Below are 21957 nucleotides of genomic sequence, written 5' to 3'. Positions count from 1 at the left end.
GAGCGCGGCGAGCGAGCCAAGGAGCACAGCAACATCGTTCATGCCCGCAGGGCAGGGCGACTGAGCGTAGCGAAGGAGCTGCGGGCATGAACCTCACACTCAAGGTCTGGCGCCAGAAGGGGCCGGAGGACGCCGGCCGCATGGTCACCTACCGGGTCGAGGACGTGTCCCCGGACATGTCCTTCCTGGAGATGCTCGACGTGCTCAACGAGAAGCTCATCCTGGAGGGCGACGACCCGATCGCCTTCGACCACGACTGCCGCGAGGGCATCTGCGGCATGTGCGGCATGGTGATCAACGGTGTCGCGCACGGCGAGCAGGTGGCCACCACCACCTGCCAGCTGCACATGCGGCACTTCGAGGACAACGCGGTCATCACCATCGAGCCGTGGCGCGCCGCGCCGTTCCCGGTGGTGAAGGACCTGGTCGTGGACCGCTCGGCGTTCGACCGGATCATCCAGGCGGGCGGCTTCATCTCCGTCCCCGCCGGCTCGGCCCCGGACGCGCACAGCGTCCCGGTGAAGAAGGCCGACGCCGACGCGGCGTTCGACGCGGCCACCTGCATCGGCTGCGGCGCCTGCGTGGCGGCCTGCCCGAACGGCTCGGCCTCCCTCTTCACCGCCGCGAAGATCACCCACCTGTCCCTGCTCCCGCAGGGCCAGCCCGAGCGCGACTCCCGCGCCAGGGCCATGGTGGAGCAGATGGACGCCGAGGGCTTCGGCGGCTGCACCAACACCGGCGAGTGCACCGCGGTCTGCCCCAAGGGCATCCCGCTGGACACCATCGCCCGGATGAACCGCGACTACCTCAAGGCGTCGAAGTAGCCGCCGGGGGCGTAAGCTCCCTCCGTGCCGGGTGGTGACCCGGCGCTCCAGGCGGAAGCCACCGCGGGCCGTACCTTCGTGGGGAGGTACGGCCCGCGTTCTTCCGTCCCGTGTCCCCGTACCCGGCCTCGGCCCCGTACCCGGCCTCGGCCCTGGATCAGGGCCCGGGCCCGGTCCCGTGCCCGCCGGCCCCGCTCCGCCCGTGCCCGCCGGGTGTCCAGGCCGCGGGAACGATCTACCTGTTCTTGGCTTTTCTGCCAGAATCCACGGTCATGAAAAACGCAATTGCCGTGAAACGGGCACTGGGTGCCGCGCTCGTCGCGGCCTGCACCGCGCTGCCGGTGGTGGTGACGGCCTCCCCGGCCGCCGCGCAGCCGGCCGTGCCCGCGGTGCAGAGCCCGGCCTTCTCCCCGGTGGGCGAGGTCGCCAGCAGCCGTCCGGCCTACTACACCTACTCCGGATACACGCTCTCCCAGCACCAGAGGCAGGGCAAGAAGCTCGCCGCCAAGGGCTACCGCCCCATCTCCCTGAGCCTGGCCGGCTCGCGGATCTCGGCCGTCTGGGTCAAGACCGCCGGCCCCGCCTGGAGCAGCCGGGCCGGTCTCTCCCACGCGGCCTTCGACCGCGAGGTCAGGAAGATGCGGAGCAAGGGCTACGCTCCGACGATCATCACCTCCTCGGGCGGGAGCTTCGCGGGCGTCTTCGAGAAGAAGAACGCCGGCTGGCAGATCCAGTGGGGCATGACCTCCTCGCAGTTCAAGAAGGTCGACAAGCGGGAGGGGAACAAGGGCCGCGTCCTCGTCTCCATGACCGCCTACGGCTCGGCCTCCGCGCCCCGCTACGCCGGGGTCTGGCAGCAGGGCAGCTCGGGCCACGGCTGGGCCACGGGCTACACGGCCTCCCAGCTGAACAAGCTCATCAAGAAGAACGACAAGAAGGGCTACTACCCCCGGCAGGTCGTCGTGGCGCCCGACGGCACCTACGGCGCGGTCTTCCACCCCTCCACCGGCCGCTGGTGGGCCTATTACGGGCTGACCTCGTCGCAGCTGGACCGCAAGCACAAGACCTACGGCAAGCAGGGCTACTACCCGGTCAGCGTCGACGGCAAGCACGTGCAGGGCTACGGCACCGTCTACGCCGCCGTCTGGGTCAAGAACTAGCCGCCCGCACGGCCGCCGGCGCCCGCCGCACGGCGGCCTCACCGCTGCCCCGGACGACCCCGGACGACCCCGGACGGCCCCGGACGATTCCGTCGGCTCCGTACGGCCTCACCGGGACCTCGCCGTGGGCTTTCGAGGGCGTGCCCGGCCGCCGGCCGTACCCTTCCGGGAAGGGGTACGGCCGGCGGGGGTCAGCGCCGCGCGCGCAGGGCGGCGGTGAACCACTCGCAGGCGGGGGCCATCGACGGGAACGGCGGGCGGCCGTTGAGCACGACCATCAGCTGCCAGTACCGCTCCACCCGCCGGTCGGTGAACGCCTCCAGCGTGTCGGCGATCCGAAGGCGCTCCCCGGCCGGGAGCGCCGGATCGATGATCCGGTCCAGGACCCGCCTGCCCTCGGGGGAGTCCGGGGCGACGCCCGCCGCGAGCGCGCCGCCGGCGTGCTCCATGATCTTGTCGTGGTCGTAGCCCCCGGGGGGCGACTTCATCTCCTGCCGCATCCGCCGCTGGAAGTCCTCGTCCATGGAGAGCAGCACCATCCGGCGCACCCGCCGCAGGAACTCCTCGTCGGAGACGAGCCCGGCGAGCTCGATCCAGGCGTCGACCTGCTCGGCTGAGGGGTCGGCCGGCAGTTCGGCGGGCATCAGGCGCATCGCCTGGGCGATGTAGGCCCCCGGGGCCTCCGGATCGAGTCCTTCGAAGGCGCGGTCGACGAAGTCGTCGATGAGGCGCTGCCGCTCCCGCGCGGAGAGCCGGGCCATCTCGTGCATGAGTCTCATCTCCTCGGGCGTGCTTCCACGTCGGGCGACCGACCGCAGCACCGCGCGGCGCAGCCGCAGGGCGCGGATCTCCACGTCCAGGGCGTCGGCGTGCGTGCGGGCGACCTCGGACACCGTCACCTGCCGGTGCAGGACCCGCCGGACCGTCTCCAGCCCCAGTCCCAGCTCGCGCAGGGTCTGGATCAGCTCCAGGCGGGCCACGGCCTCGGCGTCGTAGAGCCGGTGGCCGCCGGCCGAGCGGCGCGTGGGCTCCATCAGTCCGCTGTCGGACCAGAAGCGGATGGTGCGCACCGGGAGCCCGGTGCGCCGGGAGAGCTGCCCGATGGACAGCAGCTCGGTGCGGTCGTTCACGGAACGATCCTCAGAGCTCCACTCACTGGAGATTCAACCTCTTTTCTCCCGGGCACCGTATCCGTCCGCTCCGGGGAGGGGAGACGGAAGGGTCACCGGCCTCGTAGGCACCGCAGGCCCAGCACGCCGTACCAGAGCATGACCGGCAGGTGCAGGGCGTAGCCGGCCTGCTCCAGGACGGGCGACGGAGCGGCGGTCCCGGTCGTCCACGGCAGCACGACCGAGACCAGGCCGGAGAGCGCCGCGGCCGCTCCGGCGAGGCGGAGCCGGCCGGGCATCGGGACGAGGGCCGCGGTGGCCGCGGTGGCCGAGACCCAGAGCAGACCGGCCAGGTTGACCGCCCACTTGGCGGTGAGCAGCACCGCCCAGGCCGTGGTGACCGAGGCCGGGGCGGCGGGGTCGGCGGCCAGCTGCGTCAGCGCCAGGTTCCCGGCGTCGTGGAGCAGGCCCGCCAGTCCGGCCGCGGCCAGCAACCCGCCCGGGAGCACGCCCGGACGCGCGGCCGGGTGCGGTCCGTGCTCCGAGCCGGGGAGAGGGGCCGCCCCGGCTCCGCCTCCCGTGGCCGCCCCGGGTCCGCGTCCCGGGGCGGAGAGGGTGGTCAGGAGGAGCCCGGCCGCGGTCAGCGCCAGCCAGCCCAGCACGTCGAGGGCCAGCTCGGTCAGGTGGAGCCCGGCCCGCCCGCCCACCGCGGCCAGCGCGCCGGCGGGGTCGGCGGGATTCAGGGTGAGCCCCGCCGGGATCACGATCACCGCGGCGGCGATAAGGAGGAGCGGGGAGGACAGCAGCAGTGCGCCGGTGAGCCGGGTGCCCGGATACCGGTCGGTCGTGGACGTCATGGCCGGTTACCGTAGAACCCTGCCCCAGCGGAAAGGTCAACACCGACCGGCGGGGACCGCCGTGTGAAGGGCCGCGGGACCATCGGATCCGCACGGGCGGGAACCGCGCCGCGCGGGAAGGGAGAGGCCATGTGGCGGATCGGGCGGCTGGCGCACATGGCGGGCGTCTCCGAGCGCACCCTGCGCCACTACGACGCGATCGGGCTGCTCGTGCCCGCCGCCGTGGACCCTGTCACCGGCTACCGCTGGTACGGCGCCGCCGAGCTGGCCCGGCTGGAACGCATCCGCGGCCTGCGGCGCCTCGGCCTGCCCCTGCGCGAGATCGCCGACCTGGTCGACGGACCCGAGGAGCACCTGCGCGAGGCCCTGATCGACACGGTGGCGGCCATCCGGCGCGACATCGCCGAGCTGGCGGCGACCGCGGCCCGAGCCGAGGACCACCTCGCCCGGCCGATGGCGATCCTGCCCCAGCAGGCCGAGGTCGGCGCGCGCCGCCTGCGTGTGCGCCGGCTCCGTCTGGAGCACCCGTCCGAGCTGGCCGCGGTGTGCGCGGGACCGCCCGCGACCCTGCTGACCTGGCTGCGGGGACGCCCGGCCGGCGGGTTCGCCGCGGCCGTGGCGACCGACCGCGGTGGCGAGAGCCTCGTCCTGCCCGCCCGCACCGTCGTGCGCGCCGTGGTCCCGCCGGCGGCCGGGGTGGTCCGCGCCGGGCAGGACCTGTTCGGCTGGCTGGACCGCCACCGGCTGGCCGTCGCCGGGCCGACCGTGGAGGAGCATCTCGTCGACGCCGACGGCGCCGCCGTCACCGTCCTGGAGGTCCCCGTCAGGCCCGGGCCGCCGGGCGGGGAGGTGTCCTTCCCGGGCTCCTCCGGGCGGCGGCCCCGGTCGTGACCGCGTCCCGGGTGGCGTCCCCTGCGCGGACCGCGGGTCAGCCCATCTCGGCGACGAGCTCCCGGCGGAGGGTCTCCAGATCGACGTCGATCTCGGACAGGACCCGGCGGGCCGGCCCGGGGCCGGCGCGCAGGATGCCGAGGAGGATGTGGCCGTCGGCGATGTGGTCGTGCTTGAGGGCGATGGCCTCGCGCAGGGAGAGCTCCAGGGCCTTCTTCGCCGGCGGGGTGAAGGGGATGTGCCGGCCGCTGAGCCTGCGGCCCCGGTGGTCGCGCTGCGGAGGCCGGTCCAGGGCGCCGGGCCCGAAGGCGGCCTCGACCTTCTCCCGGATGGCGGACAGATCGATGCCGATCGTCTCCAGCGCGTCGGCGTCGATGTGCTCGCTTCCCTTCGGCGGGATCATGTCGAACACGGCCCGGTAGGCCCGCTCGTGGTCCAGGCCGTGCCGGGCCAGGAGCCGGGCGGAGACCGTCTCCGGCTGGTCGAGCAGGCCCAGCAGGACGTGCTCGCTCCCGATGAAGTGGTGGTTGAGCCGCCGGGCGTTCTCCTGGGCGAGCTTGACGGCCTGGCGGGCGTCGCGGGTGAACCGCTCGAACATGCCTACTTCTCCCTTCTCAGGAGCCCGCGGCCCCCTGCGTACTTCTTGTGCACCGCCTGCCGGGAGACCTCCAGGCAGTAGGCGATCTCCTGCCAGGACCATCCCTGCTCGCGGGCGTTCTCCACCTGAAGGGCCTCCAGGCGGTCGACCAGCATCCGCAGTGCCCGTACGGCCCGCAGGCCGACGGCGGGGTCGCGGCTGCCGGCGTCGGAGGCCAGCTGCGCCGTATCGCTCATGCTGTCAATGTAGGTTGACATCCCTGTCTGTGTCAACCCTGGTTGACGTGGGCGGGGAAAACGAGTTGCCTGGTAGGAGGCGGATTTGTCAGCCTGGACGGGCCATGCGCTCCTTACCTGTCGCCGATCCCGGCACTCCCGACGCCCGAAGCCCGCTGCGCTATCTGCGCTGGGTGGCCCGCAACCAGGCCGGCCCGCTCGCCGGGGGCATCGCCTACGCCACCCTCTGGTGGCTCGCGATGGCCCTGGTCCCCCTCTTCCTGGGCAAGGGCATCGACGCCCTGCGGACCGGGGACACGGAAGGGCTGGTCACCTGGGGTGCGGCGGTGTTCGGCCTGGGCGCGGCGCAGGCGTTCACCGGCGTCATGCGGCACCGGATGGCCGTCTACAACTGGCTGAGCGCCGCCTACCGGACCGTCCAGGTCACCGCCCGGCAGGCGACCCGGCTGGGCGCGACGCTGCCCAAGCGCATGTCCACCGGCGAGGTCGTCAGCATCGGCAACTCCGACATCGCCCACATCGGCAACGCGATGGACATCCTGCTCCGCGGCAGCGGCGCGGTCGTCGCCATCGCCACGGTGACGGTCCTGATGATCCGCATGTCGGTCCCGCTGGGCCTGATGGTGCTGTTCGGCGTCCCGCTCATGGCGGCCGCCGTCGCGCCGCTGCTGCGCCCGCTGCACCGCCGCCAGAACGCCCACCGCGAGCTGCAGGGCGAGCTGTCCACCCGGGCCGCCGACATCGTCGCCGGCCTGCGCGTGCTCCGCGGCGTCGGCGGCGAGCAGGTCTTCGCCGACCGCTACACCGCCGAGTCGCAGCGGGTACGGCGGGCGGGCGTCCAGGTGGCCTCGGTCGAGTCGGTGCTGGAGGGCGCGCAGATCCTGCTGCCCGGCCTGCTGATCGCCGCGGTGACCTGGCTCGGCGCGACCTTCGCCCTCGACGGGCGGATCACCCCGGGCCAGCTCGTCACCTTCTACGGCTACGCGGTCTTCCTCATCGCCCCGATGCGGACCCTCACCGAGGCGGCCGACAAGCTGACCAAGGGGCACGTCGCCGCCCGCCGGGTGGTGCGGATCCTGAGCCTGGAGCCGGAGATGACCGGCGGCACCGGCAGCAGCGACGGAGGCCTGCTCCGCGACGTGGCCTCCGGGGTCGCCCTCCGCCCCGGCTCCTTCACCGCCGTCGCGGCGGCCTCGCCCGAGGAGGCCATCGCGGTCGCCGACCGGCTCGGCCGCTACAGCGGCGGCGACGTGGACTTCGGGGACGTGCCGCTGGAGGAGCTGCCGCTCGCCGAGGTCCGCCGCCGGATCCTGGTCGCCGACAACGGAGCGCGGCTCTTCGCGGGGCGGCTCCGGGACGAGCTGGACGTCACGGGCGGCGCCTCGGACGACGACCTCGCCGAGGCGCTGCACGCCGCCTGCGCCGAGGACATCGTCGAGGCCCTCCCCGGCGGCCTGGACGCGCCCGTCGCCGAGGCCGGCCGGGAGTTCTCCGGCGGCCAGCAGCAGCGGCTCCGGCTCGCCCGGGCGCTGCTGGCCGACCCGGAGGTGCTCATCCTGATCGAGCCCACCAGCGCCGTCGACGCGCACACCGAGGCCCGCATCGCCGACCGGCTCGCCAAGGCCCGCCAGGGCCGCACCACGCTGGTCTGCACGACCAGCCCGCTGGTGCTCGACCGCGCCGAGGAGGTCGTCTACGTCGCCGACGGCGTCGTGCGCGCCCAGGGCACCCACCGGGAGCTGCTGGCCACCACCCCGGCCTACGCCGCCACCGTCACCCGAGGAGAGGACTGACCGCCATGACCGAACGGGCGGACGAACGCGCGGCGGAGCAGCCCTCCGGGGACACCGGCGGGCAGCAGGGCCGGCGGATCCTGCCGGTCGCCGACCAGGCGCAGGTCCGGGCCTACGCCCGGCGGCTGATGCTGAAGTATCCGCGGGAGCTGGTGACGGCGCTGCTCCTGCACGGCCTGGCCGCCGCCTGCGGGCTGGCGGTGCCCTGGCTGCTGGGCGGCCTCGTCCAGGACGTCCACGACGGCGCCGCGGTCGACCCCGCCCTGGTGGCGCTGGCCGTCGGCGGTTTCCTGGCCGGCCAGGCGGTGCTCGTCAGGTTCGCCGTCCAGGCCTCCTCCACGCTCGGCGAGAAGGTCCTCGCCGAGCTGCGCGAGGAGTTCGTCGGCCGGGTGCTCGGCCTGCCGCTCTCGGTGGTCGAGCGCGCCGGGTCGGGCGACCTCATCACCCGGACCTCCCGGGACGTGGACTCGCTCTCGCGGACCGTGCGGCACGCCGTACCCGAGACGCTGATCGCCCTGGTCACCTGCGCCGTCACGGTCGGCGCGCTGGTGCTGGCCGGACCGCTGCTGATGCTGCCCTCGCTGCTGGCCGCCCCGCTGATCTGGCTGGCCACCCGGTGGTACCTCAAGCGCGCCCGGGACGGCTACCTGCGGGAGAGCGCCGCCTACGCGGACATGACCGACGGCCTGGCCGAGACGGTCAACGGCGCCCGCACCGTGGAGGCCCTGAGCCTGCAGGAGCGGCGCCACCGGCGCACCGACGCCGACATCGCCCGGTCGTGGGCGGCCGAGCGCTACACCCTCGGCCTGCGCACGGTCTGGTTCCCCGCGGTCGAGTTCGGCTACGTGATCCCGATCGTGGCGACGCTGGTCGCCGGCGGCGTGTTCCACATCCGGGGCTGGGCCTCGCTGGAGCAGGTCACCATGGCCGTGCTCTACGTGCAGCAGCTCATCGACCCGCTCGACCGGCTGCTGATGTGGATCGACGAGCTCCAGGTCGGCGGGGCCTCCATGGCCCGGCTGCTGGGCGTGGCGGAGGTGCCCGAGGACCGCGAGGCGGGCTCCGCCTCCCCGGACGGCAGGGAGCTGCGGGCCGACGGCGTGCGCTACGCCTACCGCGAGGGCCACGACGTGCTGCACGGCATCGACCTGGAGATCAGGCCGGGGGAGCGGATCGCGATGGTCGGCCCGTCGGGGGCGGGCAAGTCGACGCTGGGCAGGCTGCTGGCCGGCGTGCACGGCCCGCGCCAGGGCACGGTCACGGTCGGCGGGGCCCCGCTGGTCGAGCTCCCCCTGGACGACCTGCGCGGCCAGGTCGCCCTGGTGACCCAGGAGCACCACGTCTTCCGGGGCACGCTCCGCGACAACCTGCTGATCGCCCGCCCGGACGCGGACGACGCCCGGGTCCACGCGGCGCTCGAGGCGGTGGACGCCGCCGGCTGGGTCGCGGCGCTGCCGGACGGGCTGGACACCGCGGTCGGCTCGGGCGGTGAGACGGTCTCCCCGGCCCAGGCGCAGCAGCTCGCCCTGGCCCGCCTGGTCCTGGCCGACCCGCACACCCTCGTGCTCGACGAGGCCACCTCGCTGATCGACCCGAGGGCGGCCCGCAACCTGGAGCGGTCGCTGGCCGCGGTGCTGGAGGGCCGTACGGTGATCGCCATCGCGCACCGCCTGCACACGGCGCACGACGCGGACCGGGTCGCGGTGGTCGAGGACGGCCGGATCAGCGAGCTGGGCTCCCACGACGAGCTCGTCGCCGCAGGCGGCTCCTACGCCGCGCTCTGGAGCAGCTGGCACGGCACGCCGCGGTAGACGGCGATAGACGGTGCGGGCCGCGCCCCGGCGGTAGGGGGCGCGGCCCGCGCGGCTCAGCCGATGCCCAGGGACCTCTTGAGGAAGTCGACCTGGAGCAGGAGGAGGTTCTCGGCCACGACCTCCTGCGGGGTCATGTGGGTCACCCCGGACAGCGGGAGCACGCTGTGCGGGCGGCCCGCCGCCAGCAGCGCGGAGGAGAGCCGGAGCGTGTGCGCGGCGACCACGTTGTCGTCGGCCAGGCCGTGGATCAGCAGGAGCGGCCGGTCGAGCTTCTCGGCGTCGGCGAACAGGGACGACGCGTCGTAGTGGCCCTCGTCCGGGTGGCCGAGGTAGCGCTCGGTGTAGCAGGTGTCGTAGAGCCGCCAGTCGGTGACCGGGGCCCCGGCGACTGCCGCGTGGAAGACGTCCGGCCGGCGCATCACGGCCAGGGCCGCGAGATAGCCGCCGAAGGACCAGCCGCGGATGGCCACCCTGGACAGGTCCAGGTCGTCGGGGAAGCGCTCGGCGACGCCGTGCAGGGCGTCCACCTGGTCGTCGAGGACCGGCCCGGCCAGGTCGTGCAGGATGGCCCGCTCGAACTCCGGGCCCCGCCCCGGCGTGCCCCGGCCGTCGGCGACGACCACCGCGAACCCCTGGTCGGCGAACCACTGGCTGGTCAGGTAGGCGCCGGAGGCGGCCAGCACGCGCTGGGCGTGCGGCCCGCCGTACGGGTCCATCAGGACCGGCAGCCGCGCCGAGCCGGGCACGTGGCCGCTGGGCAGGATCACGGCGGCGGACAGGTCGCGCTCGCCCGCGCGCACGAGCGAGACCCGCAGGTCCAGGCCGTGCCGCTCGGCGTGGGAGGTGATGTGGCCGCGCGGGGAGTGGTGGTGGAAGACCCGGGTCACCGGGCCCTCGCTGTCGAGCGTCTGGCCGGTGATCACCAGGGTGCCGCCCGCGGTGCGGCCGCTGTAGACCCCGCCCTCGGACGGGCTGATCAGGGTGATCCCGCCGTCGCGGTAGGCCCACACGGCGATCTCGGCCGGGTCGCCCCCGCTGGCCCGGAAGAGCACGGTGTCGCCCTCGACGTCGAGGACCTCGCGGACCTGGAGGCTGGGCGGGGTGACCGGCGCGTCGCCGATGACCAGGCGCCGGCCGCCGCCTGCGTCGGCGACCCAGACGAGGGTGCCGTCGGACAGGTGGCCGGGTACGCCGGTGACGATCTCCACCCAGGCGTCGTCGGTGTCCTCGCGCACCAGCGCCGACTCCCCGGTGGCCGGGTCGACCTTCAGCAGCTTCATCGACCGCTGGTCGCGGGAGAGGGTGACGATCGCCAGGCCGTGGGCGTCCCAGTGCGCGGTGACGAGGTACTCGTCGGAGAAGGGCACGGGCGTGCGGGAACCGTCCAGGCCGAGCACGAAGAGCTCCACCTTCGCGTTCGGCGTGCCGGCGGCGGGATAGCGCTGCGGGACGGCGGGCCGGGAGGGGTTGGCCGGGTCCGCGACGAACCACTCCCGCACGCCGGACTCGTCGGCCCGCTCGACCAGCACGGCGTCGCCCGCCGGGGACCACCAGTAGCCCCGCATGCGGTTCATCTCCTCGGCCGCGATGAACTCCGCCAGGCCGTAGGTGACACCGGGACCCTCCGGGCGGGCCAGCACGTGGTCCACCTCGTCATCGAGGTCCTGGACGTGGAGGGCGCCGCCGGTCACGTAGCCGACGTAGCCGCCGCCGGGCGCCAGCCGCGGGTCGATCACCGGGCCGGGGGTCGTCAGGCGGCGCACCCCCCCGGTCTTCAGGTCCACCACGTACAACCCGCCGGCCAGGGCGAAGACGGCCCTGGTCACCGCGGCGTCGGTGCTGTAGCCGACGATGCCGCCGGCCTGCTCCCGGCTCCGCTCACGGCGCGCCCGCTCCTCGGGCGGCAGGTCCTCCTCACCGGCGGTCAGCGTGCGCGGGTCGGCGATCAGCCGCTCGCCTCCGCCCGCGACGTCGAACTCCCACAGGCAGGTGACGGGGTCCGAGCCGCCTCTCGTCCGCAGGAAGACGATCCGGGATCCGTCGGGGGCGATGGTGAAGCCACGCGGCACCCCCAGGGTGAAACGGCGGGTCCGGGCATGTAGACGAGGGAAACTCTCACTCATACCGCCCATCCTGCCAGTTTGACAGCGCATTCCACGGTGCCCGCAGACGTTCGAGTGAAGGCTGTTATGAAAGAAAATCGGCATACGGGACGTGGAAGGCGAATTACCTGCCCCACCGGGGCGCGGACGGCGGAGGAGCTCCTCCCGCTCAGGCCGTCCCCGCCCTCCCGATACCCTTTACAGTCATGAACGATCGGCGTCTGCTGCTGGTACACGCGCATCCCGACGACGAGAGCATCGGCACCGGGGCCACGATGGCCAAGTACGCCGCCGAGGGCGCCCACGTCACCCTGGTCACCTGCACGCTGGGCGAGGAGGGCGAGGTCATCCCCGCCGAGCTCGCGCACCTGGCCGCCGACCGCGACGACACGCTGGGCGAGCACCGCATCGGCGAGCTGGCGGCGGCCTGCCGGGCGATGGGCGTCGACGACCACCGCTTCCTGGGCTGGCCCGGCCGCTGGCGCGACTCCGGCATGATGGGCGCCGCCTCCAACCACCGGGAGAACGCCTTCTGGCAGGCCGACGTCGAGGAGGCCGCCGGAGAGCTGGTCAAGGTGATCCGCGAGGTCCGGCCCCAGGTCCTCGTCACCTACGACGACAACGGCTTCTACGGCCACCCCGACCACATCCAGGCCCACCGCGTGGCCCGCCGCGCCTTCGAGCTGGCCTCCGAGCCCGCCCACGGCGAGGGCGAGCCGTGGCGGATCTCCAAGTTCTACCTGACCGCGATGCCCAGGTCCGCCATCCGCCGGGCGACCGAGGCGATGCGCGAGGCGGGCGCCCCCTTCCAGGTCGCCGAGGTCGAGGACCTGCCGTACGGCTGCCCGGACGAGGACGTCACCACCGAGATCGACGCCCGCGCCCACGTCGGCGCCAAGCTCGACGCGCTGCGCGCGCACGCCACCCAGATCAGCGTGGAGGCGCCCTGGTTCGCGCTCTCCAACGGCATCGGCCAGCAGGCGTTCGCGGTGGAGCACTACATCCTGCGCCACGGCGTGCCGGGACCCGCGGGCCGGGGGGCGCCGGTCGAGGCCGGCGGCCTCGGCGAGCCGTACGACCGCGAGGACGACCTCTTCGCGGGCATCGATTAGCCTCGATGCCTGTGGAACACGTTCCGGAGGCGACCAGAGCGCCGGGAGAGGTCACCGCGCGGCCGTCGCGGGCGCTCGCCGCGGCGGTGTACGCCGCGCTGTTCCTCCTCGGCCTCCTGATGGGGCTTCTCGGCGGGTTCCAGCACTCGTGGTACATCCGGCCCGTCCCGGTCTCCGCCCTCGCCTGGGTCGCCGGGCTCTTCGCCGTCTGCCACGGGGCCGGCCGGGCCATGCGCGGGCGCGGGGCCGCCGTCGCGCCCGCGGTGGGCTGGGCGGCCGTCACGATGCTCTGGCTGGGCGTCCGCCCGGAGGGCGACCTGGTCATCGCCGACGACCTGTCGGGCTACGTCTACCTGTACGGCGGTCTGCTCGCCGCGCTGGCGGGCGTGCTGACGGTCCCGGCGCGGGGCGGGTCCTGGCTGCTGAGCGGATACGCGCACCCCGGTCCGGCGCGGCCGGGCCCGTCCTGACCTCCTGACCCGCGCCGCCGATCCACCCGCGGCACCGCCCGAGGCCGTCCGGCGTCCGGGACCGGTGGTCCGCGCCGCCGTCCCCCTGTCGCCGCCCGCGCGCAGGGCGCACAATCACCGGTATGCGACGGTGGCATCGCACCCGGCGGGCGCTCAACTACGCGAACCTCTCCACCCCCGTGGGGCTGCTGGTGGCCCGGCTGGGCCGCGCCCGCCTGACGGCGGGCCCCGACGGCCTCCTGCTGGCGTACGGCTACCGCATCCCGTTCCCGGTCGCCGGGGCGTTCACGGTCGGCAACGTGGTGCTGACCCGGCACGGGGAGGGCTACCTGACCGGCGCCCTGCTCCGCCACGAGGCCCGGCACGCCTCGCAGTACGCCGCCTGCGCGGGCCTGCCGATGCTCCCCCTCTACGTCGCCGCGGCGGCCCTCTCGCTGCTGGTCTGCGGGAACCCCGCCTCCTGGAACGTCTTCGAGCGCCTGGCGGTCCTGGAGGACGGCGGCTACCGCCGCAGGCCGCCGTGGTGGTCCAGGACGCGAGCGCCCGGCACCCCCGGGCCCGGAGGCCGGCACCCCGTCGGGGAGAATACGCCGCATGGAGTTCGCGACCGCCGACCTCGTCGACGCCCACGGTGACATCCTGGCCAGCTGCGTGACGCAGTTCCGCTCGTACGGCCTGCGCGCCCGCTTCGCCGGCCCCATCGCCACCATCCGCTGCCTGGAGGACAACGCCCTCGTCAAGAAGGTCCTGGCCACCCCGGGCGAGGGCCGGGTCCTGGTCGTGGACGGCGGCGGCTCGCTGCGCAGCGCCCTGATGGGCGACATGATCGCCGCCTCCGCGGTCGCCTCCGGCTGGTCCGGGGTCGTCGTCAACGGCGCGGTCCGCGACACCGTCGCCTTCGCCGGGCTCGACCTCGGCATCAAGGCCCTCGGCTCCAACCCGCGCAAGAGCGCCAAGGAGGGCGCGGGGGAGGTCGACGTGCCCGTCACCTTCGGCGAGGTCGTCTTCACCCCCGGCGCCTGGCTCTACAGCGACGAGGACGGCATCGTCGTCGCCCCGCACGAGCTGTGATCCCTCCGGCTGGAGGGAAGCGCCCTCTCGGCCGGTGATCCGGGCTCTGCCTCCACCGGTGCGCTCCTGTCCGCCGTTCGAGCCGGTTCCAGATCGTTTTCCGGGAAGTGCACCGCCGAGGCGGGTGAAGAGCGTGCACTTCCCGGAAAAGGATCTTCCGCCGCCAGGAACGGCGGGGAGACCGGGATCGAGGCCAGGACCTCGCCGCCGCCGGTCGGGACGTCGAGCGCCGCCTCGGCCTGCGCCATCCGCTCGGCGAGCAGCTTCGCATAGCCCCAGGGCGGGCGCTGCTCGGTCGCGCGGCCGGTGAACCAGGAGAAGTCCCAGCCCTCGACCGGAACGGCCTCGCCCTCGGCTACGAGATCTTCGAATGTGGACATGGGCCGAGGATGGCAAGCGGAGGCGATGGCCGCACCTGGATTACGGCGGCGCCGGGACCGCCGCGACCGGCTCAGGCTCGGCCAGTGATCAAAGGGCCGTCTCCAGGACCGTGGAGCGGTCGGCGAAGCCGTGCCTGCGGTAGAAGCGAACGGCGGCGTCGTTGCTCGCGTAGGCCGTCACTCCGGCGTAGCGGGCGCCGCGCTCGCGGGCCCAGGACCGGAACTCCGCCACCAGCCTGGCCCCGACGCCCCGCCGCCGGTGGTCCGGGTGGACGTACATGCTGCCGAGCGTCGCCACCGGGACCGGCCGCATCGCGGTGGGCCCGGAGAGCGACCCGGTCAGATGGCCGACGATCCGGCCGCCGTCGTCGGCCACCAGGACCAGCCGCGCCGGGTCGTCCAGTGCGGCGGCGAACCGGGCGGGGCCGTGCTCGCGGGGCCAGCCCAGGTTCAGCGACGGGTCGCGCGTCCCGGCGTCCTCGGCGAACAGCGCGGCGCTGCAGGCCACCACTCCGTCCAGGTCCTCCGGCTGCGCGGGCCGTACGGCGGCAACGATCTCACTCATGATCGCGACGCTATCGGGCGGCACCGACAGATCCGGCGAAACTTCTTGAGCCGTTCATATGCCGCCACGGCGGCTCGTCTCCGCGTGAGTGATGACGCGCGGAAGCCGGGCCGCCGCCTGCGGAGGCCGACCCCGTTCCGCCTCACGGTTCAGAGCGGGCCGGAGGCCGACCCGGATCCGCCTCACGGTCCCGGGTGGGCCGGAGGTCTGCCGATGTCCGCCGGCAGGTCCAGGGCGAGGACCATGTCGAGGTGGAGGAACGCCTCGAAACGGGAGCCCGGGGCGAGCGTGTCGTCCCGCTCCAGCTCCGCCAGCAGGCGCAGGGCCGACGGGGTGTCGAGGTCGTCGTCGAGGGCGGCCTCGATCCGCGCGACGTGCCCGGCGGGCATGGGGCTGCTCGGGGCCTCCGACCACTCGGCGACGCGCGAGCGCAGCAGGCGCAGGGTGCGGTCGGCGGCCTCCAGCGCGTCCCAGGACAGGTCCGCGGCCTCGCGGTAGCGGTGCCCCAGCAGCGCCAGCCGTACGGCCAGCGGATCGAGCCCCGCCGCGGCCACGTCCGCGAGCGTCACGGCGCCCCGCCCGGCATCCCCGCTCTGCACGGCCTCCCGAGACTCCCGGGGATCCCCGGCCGTCTCCCGGCCGGCGAGGCGCACCGGTCCGCAGCCGATCCGCCGGACCGCCCGCTGCCCGGTGACCGTCTCCAGCAGGACCGCGTCCGCGCGGACCTCGGCCAGGGCCGGGTCGGCCGGGTCGTCGATGCCGGGCGTGTGCTCGGCGGGGCGCATGTTCAGCGCGAGCGTGTCGGCGCGCAGGCCGTCCTCCTCCGCGACGCGGTGCAGGACCACCCGGACCCGGTGCCGCTCGCAGACCCGTCTGACCAGGTCGGCCAGCAGGTGGGGCCGGAGATCGCCCAGGTCCGGCCGGCGGCCGGCGGGCGGGGCGCAGGTGTGGACGCGCAGCGCCCGGGCGCTCTCGGGAACGACCCGCTCCGCCCGGCCGCTGGAGATGTCGTGGAGCCGCAGCATGAGCCCGAGACTAGTTCGGCGGCCCGGTGACCGCGCGCACCGGCCCGGATACGGGCACGTCGGATGTCCCAGGCATGTGGAGGGCCGCCCGGGATACGGGCACGTCGGATGTCCCGGGCCGCTGGAGGTCCGCCCCGGATCGGGCGTACCGGGCGCGGGGCGGTGGTCCGCCTGACGGAGCCGTCAGGCGGAGCCCTCCAGGAAGGCGAGGATGTCGCGGTCGCCGCGGTCGCGCAGCCGGGCGAGGACCTCCTCGCGGGTGGCGCCCTCCGGCAGGCCGATGCGGCCCCCGATCAGCCGCAGGCCCTCGGCCTCCGAGGCCACCGGTGCGGTGTAGCCGATCAGGTGCAGGGCCCGGTTGAGCGCGGGGATCCCGGCCAGCGCCGCGGGCAGGTAGCGGGTGAGCAGCTCGCCGCCGTCGGAGACCGTCAGGAAGACGTGGTCGCCCTCGGAGGCGCCTGCGGCGACCAGGATCGGCCGGATGGAGCCCATGGTCGGCTGGTTGTGCCAGCTGATCACCACGTCGCCCGAGGGGGTGGAGGCGGTCAGCTGGCCGCCGGGGGCCATGCCGAGGTAGGCGGCGAAGCCGGTGGGCAGCGGCGAGCCCGAGCCGCGCAGGTGCTCGGCGTTGACGTCCACCCGGTGCCACCAGCGGCTGTCGCGGCTGCGGAAGCAGCGGCGGGTCGCCGAGACGTCCCGGCGCGGCTGGTAGTCGCTCTGCTCGCTCTCGGCCACCCGGATCCAGCCGCGCTGGGTGCGCTCGAAGCCGGGGCCGCCCGCGTAGGCGCGGACCGAGCTCTCGCTCACGTCGTAACGCGAGGTCAGGTTGGTGACGATCGTGCTGACCGGGGCCTCTCCGCCGGCCCGCTCGATCTCCCGGACGATCATCTCGCGGATGCCGAGGTACTGCTCGCCGCCCCAGCGGGCCAGGCCGTACTTGTTGCGGTCGAGCCGCAGGAACCGGTCGTCGGCGGTGAGCTGGTTGCGGATGCCGACCAGGCTGTAGTCCTCGCCGATGCGCTCCTGGATCTCCTCGGGCGTCAGCGCGCCGCCGGCCACCGCGAGCACGGCCTCGGCCTTGTCGTTGACGCTGCGCGGCCAGGGCACCACGTGGCCCTCCAGCACCCGCAGCTGGGGCACCGAGACGAGCCACCGCTCGGCCACGTCCTCGCGGATGCCGAGCTGGCTGGCCAGCGTGACGGCCTCCGCCAGCGGGCGCGGCCCGTCGGTGAACAGCTGCCGGGTCTTCTCCCGCAGTTCGTCGGCGCCGCCCGCGACCAGCCACCCGTCGACCTGCTCGTAGCCGGTCAGCAGCGTGCGCACGAACCGCCAGGCCGGGATGCCCAGCGTCTTCAGGTCGGTGCGGTGCCACGGCACCGCCGCCGCCAGGTCGTCGGCCGGTACGGCGGAGCCGAGCCGGCCCCGCAGCCACGACACGTGCGCCACCAGGGGCGCCGCCTCCGGACCGGACAGCCAGGTGTCGACGTGGTCGCGCAGGTCGCGCTCGATCTGCCGGATGCGCTCACGGGTCACCGAGAACCGCTGGGCCAGCTCGTCCAGCGTCACCCGCTGGGAGGCGTACAGCCGGTCCCGGGCGATGGTCCGCTGCCGCTCGTCCAGGGTGGCGAAGACCCCGTCGATCAGCTCCGGGAGCGGCCGGTCCGGCCGGGCGGGCGCCGGAGGGGCGGCGACGTCCTCGGTGACGGGGGCGAGCAGCCGCTCCAGCACGCCGGCGAAGAGCTTGTGCACGGTCTCGCGGCCGAGCCCCTCGGGTGTCTGCGCGCTCGACGCCGGATCGGCGAACCGCAGCAGCGGCAGGATGTCGCCGAGCGTCAGATGCCCCCAGCACGACAGGGCGAGGTCGGCGAGCCGACCGGCCACCTCGGGGGTCCCGATGATGGAGCAGGCGCGCTCCAGCGGAAGCGCCTGCCACCACGCCTCGGGGAGACGGGGGTCGGCCGCGATCGGCGCTACCTGGCCGGGAGAGGTCCAGCGCAGGGGTGGCGCGATGTCGCTCAGGCTGAGGTTCATTGGGGTCCAACCGGCAAGGGGAATGTATCCGCAGTTCAGAGTATGTGAATCAGGTGGGCAGGAACGGGCTCGCCCGTCCTGAATGGGACACGTACAGCAGTTCGCGGGCCCGGGTGCAGGCCACGTAGAGCAGCCCCCGCTCGCGCTGGAGGTCGTGCGCCCGGGCGGTGAGGTCCTCGGTGGCCGGGGTGAGCGACTCCGGCGCGGGCACGATCCCGTCGGCGACGCCGATCACCGCCACCCGCCGGAACTCCAGCCCCTTCATGCCGTGCAGCGTGGTCACCCGCACCCCCGTGTCCCGCAACGCGGCCCTGGCGTCCCGGACGAGCTCGGCGGTCCTGGCGGCCACGGCGATCTCCCCGGGGGGCACGCCCTCGGAGATCCATCGCGTGACGCGCGCTGCCAGGCCGTTCAGCTCGTCCTCCGGTGAGTCGTAGGCGCGGACCACGGGGTGCGGGCCGTGCCGGGTGGCGCGGAAACCGTACAACTCCTGTACCCCGGCCACCAGCCCGTCGGCCGGTCCGCCTCCGCGCAGCCGTACTCCCCAGGAGAGGAGTTCCCCGCCGAGCCGGTAGGACACCTGCAGCCGCCGCCAGAGCGCGTCGATGCCGAGGGAGGCCAGCGAGACGCGGGTGTCGAGCACCCGCTGGTGCGGATCGCCGACGATGAACAGGTCGTCCGGCGCGTGCGGCACCGCCGCGCGCAGCAGCCGCCACTGCGCCGGGTGCATGTCCTGCGCCTCGTCCACCACGATGTGCCGGTACGGCCCCCGCCGCGGCGCGGCCTCCTCCAGCAGGTCCCCGGTGGACTGGCCGAGCAGGACCGAGGCGTCGGCGGCGAGCTGGAGCAGGGTGCGCTTGCCGCGCTCGGCCAGCCGCCCGGTGACGTGCTCGACCGCCGCCCAGACGGCGGCGCGCTCGGCGCCGGGCAGCGTGACGCCGCGGCCCGGGCGCGGGGCGGCGAGGTACTCGTCCAGCGTCCGCAGGTTCTGGGCCAGGATCACCTGCTCCCATTCGCGCAGCAGGAACGCCGGGCTGTGCCCGCTCTCCGTCTCCCTCCAGAGCCCGGCCAGCTCGTCGGCGCCCACGATCACGGGCGCGCGCCCCTCCGCCTCGGCCACGACGCGCTGGGCCAGCCGGTCCACGTTGCCGACCTCGATGCGCCTGCGGACGACCCCGTCCTCGATCAGCAGGTCGAGCCGGGCGGACAGCTCGGCGCTCAGCCCCTGGGAGAAGGTGACCAGCAGGACCTGGCCCGCGCCGCGCCCGGCGAGGAAGGCGGCCCGGTGCAGGGCGGTGAGGGTCTTGCCGGTGCCCGCGCCACCGGTGACCAGGACCGGCTGCTCGTAGGAGTCGCGGTAGGCCAGCCGGTGCTGCGGAGGGTGCAGGAAGACGCACCAGCCGGGCGCGTCGAGCACCTGGTTCAGGTGGCGCACGTCCGCGGCGAAGACGGCCCGGTCCGGGCTGCGTGCCAGCGCCGCGGCGAGGTCGCCGGGGTCGATCGGATCCGAGGAGGGGGACGGGTCGACCGCGCGGCAGGCGTCGAGCTCCCGCCATGCCTCGGCCACCGGCTCCCCGCGGGCGAGCGCGGCCAGCGGGACGTACTGGGTCACCGGCAGCAGCGGCTCCAGCGCCTCCAGCGTCAGCCCGTCGGTGATCAGCCGGACCAGGGGGAGGAAGCGGCGGTCGATGCCCAGCTCGGCCAGGTCCTCGTCGCAGGCGTCGGCGAAGAGCCGGGCCGGCGAGGCCGCCGCCGACCTGCGGATCGCCTGCTCCGCCCGCTCCAGCGCCTCGGCGTCCCAGACCTCGACCACACCGATCACGGGGTTGACCCCGAAGCGGTACCGCCGGGCGTAGGCCCAGGCCTCGGCGTCCGGCAGGACGGTCAGCAGCCAGTGGACGTCCCGCTGCCGGACCACCACACCGCGGTGGCGGTCGGCGAGACGGAGCGTCGCGACCCGGTCGTCCCTGGCCCCCCGCACCTGCTCCGGGCAGGGCGCGCCGGGGGCGTCCTGCAGGAAGGCGCGCACGGAGACCAGCGTGTCCCGGCGCGCCGGCTGGGGCAGCGCGCCCAGCTCCACGGGGAACTCGGGGGAGATCGCGAGTCGGGGCATCGGCTACGCCAGCAGGGACTGCAGGTCGCGGTCACCGCGTTCGCGCAGGCGGGCCAGGAGGTCGGCCGTGCTCGTGGACCCGCTCATCCCGATCCGGGTGGCGATGACCCGGGCCGCCTGCTCGGCGGTGCCGCCGGGCGCGGTGTATCCCACCAGCCGCAGGGCCCGCGCGATCGGCTCGGTCCCGGGACTCGCGGCCGGCAGGTGCCTGGCCCGCAGGACCCCCTCCTCCGACAGCGTCAGGAACAGGTGACCCCCCTCCCTGGCGCCGACGTCGTGCAGCAGGAGCACGAGCGACTCCAGGGCCGGCCGGTCCCGCCAGGACAGCGTCAGCTCGCCCGCCATGCTGGTGACCGTACGGCGCTCGCCGGGGGTCAGGCCCAGATAGGCGGCGAACCCGCTGGGCAGCGGGCACTCGACGCCCGCCAGGTGGTCGGCGGTGATGTCCACCCGCAACCACCAGCGGCCGTCCGGCTGGCGGAAGCAGCGGCGGGTGAGCGAGACGTCCTTGAGCGGCCGGGCCGCGGACGCCGCGGACGACTCGGACGATCCGAGGGACCCTGACCCTGATCCGAGGGAGGCGAAGTACTCGAAGGACCGGGACTCGAAGGACTCGAAGGACCTGGACTCGAAGGAGGTGAAAGCGGAGGAGGTCCGCTCCGGTGACGGGGAGGACTCCGGGACGGGCCCCCACGGGAACGCGGCGTCCGGTCCGGCGTCCGGAGCCGTGCCCGGTGGCGGGGCGGGTGCCGCGTCGGCCTCCCGGCCCGGCCCGGCCGCCGGGGCCTGGCGGGCTCCCGGGCCGCCCGCGTGCCGGACCGCCTCGCCGGCGCCGAGGATGCGCAACTGCGGAACGTTCTCCAGCCACTCCTTGGCGACCTCGGGATGGATGCCGAGGGAGGAGACCAGCTCGAGGGCCCGGCCGACGGTGGGCGGGCGCTCGGCGCCGGCGATCAGGTCGCGGGTCCGGTGGCGCAGCTCGGCGATGTCGCCGTCCACCAGCCAGCCGTCGACCAGGTAGTGGTCGCCCAGGGTGGCCAGCACGAACTGCCAGGCGGGCACGTCGAGGGAGCGCAGCTCCCGCGTGTGCCAGTCGGCCGCGCCGATCAGCCGCTCCAGGGGCGCCGCCTTGCCGAGGGTCTTCCTGAGCGCGGCCAGGTGCGCGCGGTACGGCGCGGCCTCCCCGGAGGCGAGCCAGTCGCGCAGCCGCGCGCGCAGCTCCTGCTCGGCCTCCTCGACCACCTCGGGCCGGACCGCGAAGAGCTTGGCCAGCGACTCCACGGCGGCTGGGTCGTCGGTGAACACCCTGTTCTGCGCGACGGCCCAGCTGAGGTCCTCCAGGTCGGCGAAGGCGCCCTCCATCAACTCGTGCAGGTCCACCGATGCCGGGGAGGCGGGCTCGTCCGCCCCGGCGGCGGCCGGGACGGGGGCGGGAGCACCATCGGCCTCGGCGGCCTCGGCGGCCTCGGGTTCGGCCGCGGCTCCAGGCTCGGGCACCGCCTCGAGCTCGGGCGTCATCTCGAGCTCGGGCGCGGCCTCGGCCTCGGGCGTCATCTCGGCCTCGGGCGCGGCCTCGGGCTCGGGCTCGGGCGTCACTTCGAGCTCGGGGGCCGCCTCGGACGCGGGCACAGCCTCGGGTTCGGATGCCGGTTCCTCCAGCGCCACGGCCCCGGACACCGGCGCGGCACGCGGAACCTCCACCGCGGCCTCCGGAGCGTCCCCGGCCGTGCTTCCCGGAGTGTCCGCCGTCACGGCTTCCGGAGCGTCCGCCACCGCGGTCTCCGGGACCTCCGGGACCTCCGGGGC

General features: G+C 74.6%; 20 protein-coding genes and 1 pseudogene. 9 read left to right on the top strand and 12 right to left on the bottom strand.

The window, feature by feature from the left end; all coding sequences use genetic code 11:
* The first annotated feature begins 86 nt into the window (after window positions 1-86).
* Both ACFOWE_RS08495 and ACFOWE_RS08490 read left to right on the top strand, forming a co-directional pair.
* A complete protein-coding gene (locus ACFOWE_RS08495) occupies window positions 87-824 on the top strand; it encodes a succinate dehydrogenase/fumarate reductase iron-sulfur subunit (RefSeq protein ID WP_377286603.1) in 738 nt (245 codons plus the stop codon).
* Window positions 825-1096: 272 nt separating this feature from the next.
* Entirely contained in the window at window positions 1097-1984 is an 888-nt protein-coding gene (locus ACFOWE_RS08490; protein WP_377286602.1) for a hypothetical protein, read from the top strand.
* A 191-nt stretch (window positions 1985-2175) separates the two neighbouring features.
* Here the strand turns inward: ACFOWE_RS08490 and ACFOWE_RS08485 are convergent, their stop codons facing one another.
* Both ACFOWE_RS08485 and ACFOWE_RS08480 read right to left on the bottom strand, forming a co-directional pair.
* A complete protein-coding gene (locus ACFOWE_RS08485) occupies window positions 2176-3114 on the bottom strand; it encodes a helix-turn-helix domain-containing protein (RefSeq protein ID WP_377286601.1) in 939 nt (312 codons plus the stop codon).
* A 92-nt stretch (window positions 3115-3206) separates the two neighbouring features.
* Entirely contained in the window at window positions 3207-3950 is a 744-nt protein-coding gene (locus ACFOWE_RS08480; RefSeq protein ID WP_377286600.1) for a hypothetical protein, read from the bottom strand.
* 129 nt (window positions 3951-4079) lie between these two features.
* Here ACFOWE_RS08480 and ACFOWE_RS08475 point away from each other — a divergent pair, with 129 nt between their 5' ends.
* Complete coding sequence (locus ACFOWE_RS08475; protein ID WP_377286599.1) at window positions 4080-4841, top strand: MerR family transcriptional regulator; 762 nt, start codon at window positions 4080-4082, stop codon at window positions 4839-4841.
* A 37-nt stretch (window positions 4842-4878) separates the two neighbouring features.
* Here the strand turns inward: ACFOWE_RS08475 and ACFOWE_RS08470 are convergent, their stop codons facing one another.
* The 3 genes and pseudogenes from ACFOWE_RS08470 to ACFOWE_RS08465 all read right to left on the bottom strand — a co-directional run bounded on the left by ACFOWE_RS08470 (window position 4879) and on the right by ACFOWE_RS08465 (window position 5675).
* Window positions 4879-5244, bottom strand: coding sequence for a Clp protease N-terminal domain-containing protein (locus ACFOWE_RS08470; RefSeq protein WP_449301206.1), 366 nt, complete (start codon window positions 5242-5244; stop codon window positions 4879-4881).
* Window positions 5245-5310: 66 nt separating this feature from the next.
* Window positions 5311-5439: pseudogene (locus tag ACFOWE_RS33885) on the bottom strand (Clp protease N-terminal domain-containing protein); the annotation flags it as partial.
* A gap of 2 nt (window positions 5440-5441) precedes the next feature.
* On the bottom strand, window positions 5442-5675 hold the full coding sequence (locus ACFOWE_RS08465; protein WP_184940567.1) for an RNA polymerase subunit sigma-70: 234 nt from the start codon (window positions 5673-5675) through the stop codon (window positions 5442-5444).
* A 104-nt stretch (window positions 5676-5779) separates the two neighbouring features.
* On the opposite strand from ACFOWE_RS08465, the gene ACFOWE_RS08460 reads away from it, so the two are divergent.
* Both ACFOWE_RS08460 and ACFOWE_RS08455 read left to right on the top strand, forming a co-directional pair.
* Window positions 5780-7468, top strand: a complete 1689-nt coding sequence (locus ACFOWE_RS08460) for an ABC transporter transmembrane domain-containing protein (RefSeq protein WP_377286597.1) — start codon at window positions 5780-5782, stop codon at window positions 7466-7468.
* 5 nt (window positions 7469-7473) lie between these two features.
* Window positions 7474-9279 (top strand): ABC transporter ATP-binding protein, encoded by a 1806-nt coding sequence (locus ACFOWE_RS08455; protein WP_377286595.1) that lies wholly within the window; start codon window positions 7474-7476, stop codon window positions 9277-9279.
* A 56-nt stretch (window positions 9280-9335) separates the two neighbouring features.
* On the opposite strand, the gene ACFOWE_RS08450 is transcribed toward ACFOWE_RS08455, so the two are convergent.
* Window positions 9336-11405 (bottom strand): S9 family peptidase, encoded by a 2070-nt coding sequence (locus ACFOWE_RS08450; RefSeq protein WP_377286593.1) that lies wholly within the window; start codon window positions 11403-11405, stop codon window positions 9336-9338.
* Window positions 11406-11590: 185 nt separating this feature from the next.
* On the opposite strand from ACFOWE_RS08450, the gene mshB reads away from it, so the two are divergent.
* From mshB to rraA, 4 genes are all read left to right on the top strand, one after another.
* Window positions 11591-12496, top strand: coding sequence for an N-acetyl-1-D-myo-inositol-2-amino-2-deoxy-alpha-D-glucopyranoside deacetylase (mshB, locus tag ACFOWE_RS08445; protein ID WP_377286592.1), 906 nt, complete (start codon window positions 11591-11593; stop codon window positions 12494-12496).
* A gap of 11 nt (window positions 12497-12507) precedes the next feature.
* Window positions 12508-12966, top strand: coding sequence for a DUF6113 family protein (locus ACFOWE_RS08440; RefSeq protein ID WP_377286591.1), 459 nt, complete (start codon window positions 12508-12510; stop codon window positions 12964-12966).
* 122 nt (window positions 12967-13088) lie between these two features.
* The gene (locus ACFOWE_RS08435; protein WP_377286589.1) at window positions 13089-13601 is read left to right on the top strand and encodes a hypothetical protein; all 513 of its coding nucleotides are present in this window, start codon (window positions 13089-13091) and stop codon (window positions 13599-13601) included.
* On the top strand, window positions 13561-14037 hold the full coding sequence (gene rraA / locus ACFOWE_RS08430) for a ribonuclease E activity regulator RraA (protein ID WP_377286588.1): 477 nt from the start codon (window positions 13561-13563) through the stop codon (window positions 14035-14037). Before ACFOWE_RS08435 ends, rraA begins: the two co-directional genes overlap by 41 nt.
* Here rraA and ACFOWE_RS08425 read toward each other — a convergent pair.
* From ACFOWE_RS08425 to ACFOWE_RS08400, 6 genes are all read right to left on the bottom strand, one after another.
* Window positions 13992-14417: a hypothetical protein gene (locus ACFOWE_RS08425; protein WP_377286587.1), complete on the bottom strand. Its 426-nt coding sequence runs from the start codon at window positions 14415-14417 to the stop codon at window positions 13992-13994. The two genes, rraA and ACFOWE_RS08425, sit on opposite strands and share 46 nt — an antisense overlap.
* A gap of 88 nt (window positions 14418-14505) precedes the next feature.
* Window positions 14506-14982 (bottom strand): GNAT family N-acetyltransferase, encoded by a 477-nt coding sequence (locus ACFOWE_RS08420; RefSeq protein ID WP_377286586.1) that lies wholly within the window; start codon window positions 14980-14982, stop codon window positions 14506-14508.
* Window positions 14983-15164: 182 nt separating this feature from the next.
* On the bottom strand, window positions 15165-16007 hold the full coding sequence (locus ACFOWE_RS08415; protein WP_377286584.1) for a hypothetical protein: 843 nt from the start codon (window positions 16005-16007) through the stop codon (window positions 15165-15167).
* Window positions 16008-16190: 183 nt separating this feature from the next.
* A complete protein-coding gene (locus ACFOWE_RS08410; RefSeq protein WP_377286583.1) occupies window positions 16191-18038 on the bottom strand; it encodes a sigma factor-like helix-turn-helix DNA-binding protein in 1848 nt (615 codons plus the stop codon).
* 49 nt (window positions 18039-18087) lie between these two features.
* A complete protein-coding gene (locus tag ACFOWE_RS08405) occupies window positions 18088-20151 on the bottom strand; it encodes a UvrD-helicase domain-containing protein (RefSeq protein WP_377286582.1) in 2064 nt (687 codons plus the stop codon).
* A 3-nt stretch (window positions 20152-20154) separates the two neighbouring features.
* The coding region (locus ACFOWE_RS08400) for a hypothetical protein (protein ID WP_377286581.1) at window positions 20155-21957 on the bottom strand (1803 nt) is incomplete at its 5' end.

Source organism: Planomonospora corallina (assembly GCF_042650625.1).
Classification (GTDB): Bacteria; Actinomycetota; Actinomycetes; order Streptosporangiales; family Streptosporangiaceae; genus Planomonospora_B; species Planomonospora_B corallina.
The sequence above is the reverse complement of the archived record's forward strand: the minus strand, read 5'-3'. Positions and strand labels throughout refer to the sequence as shown.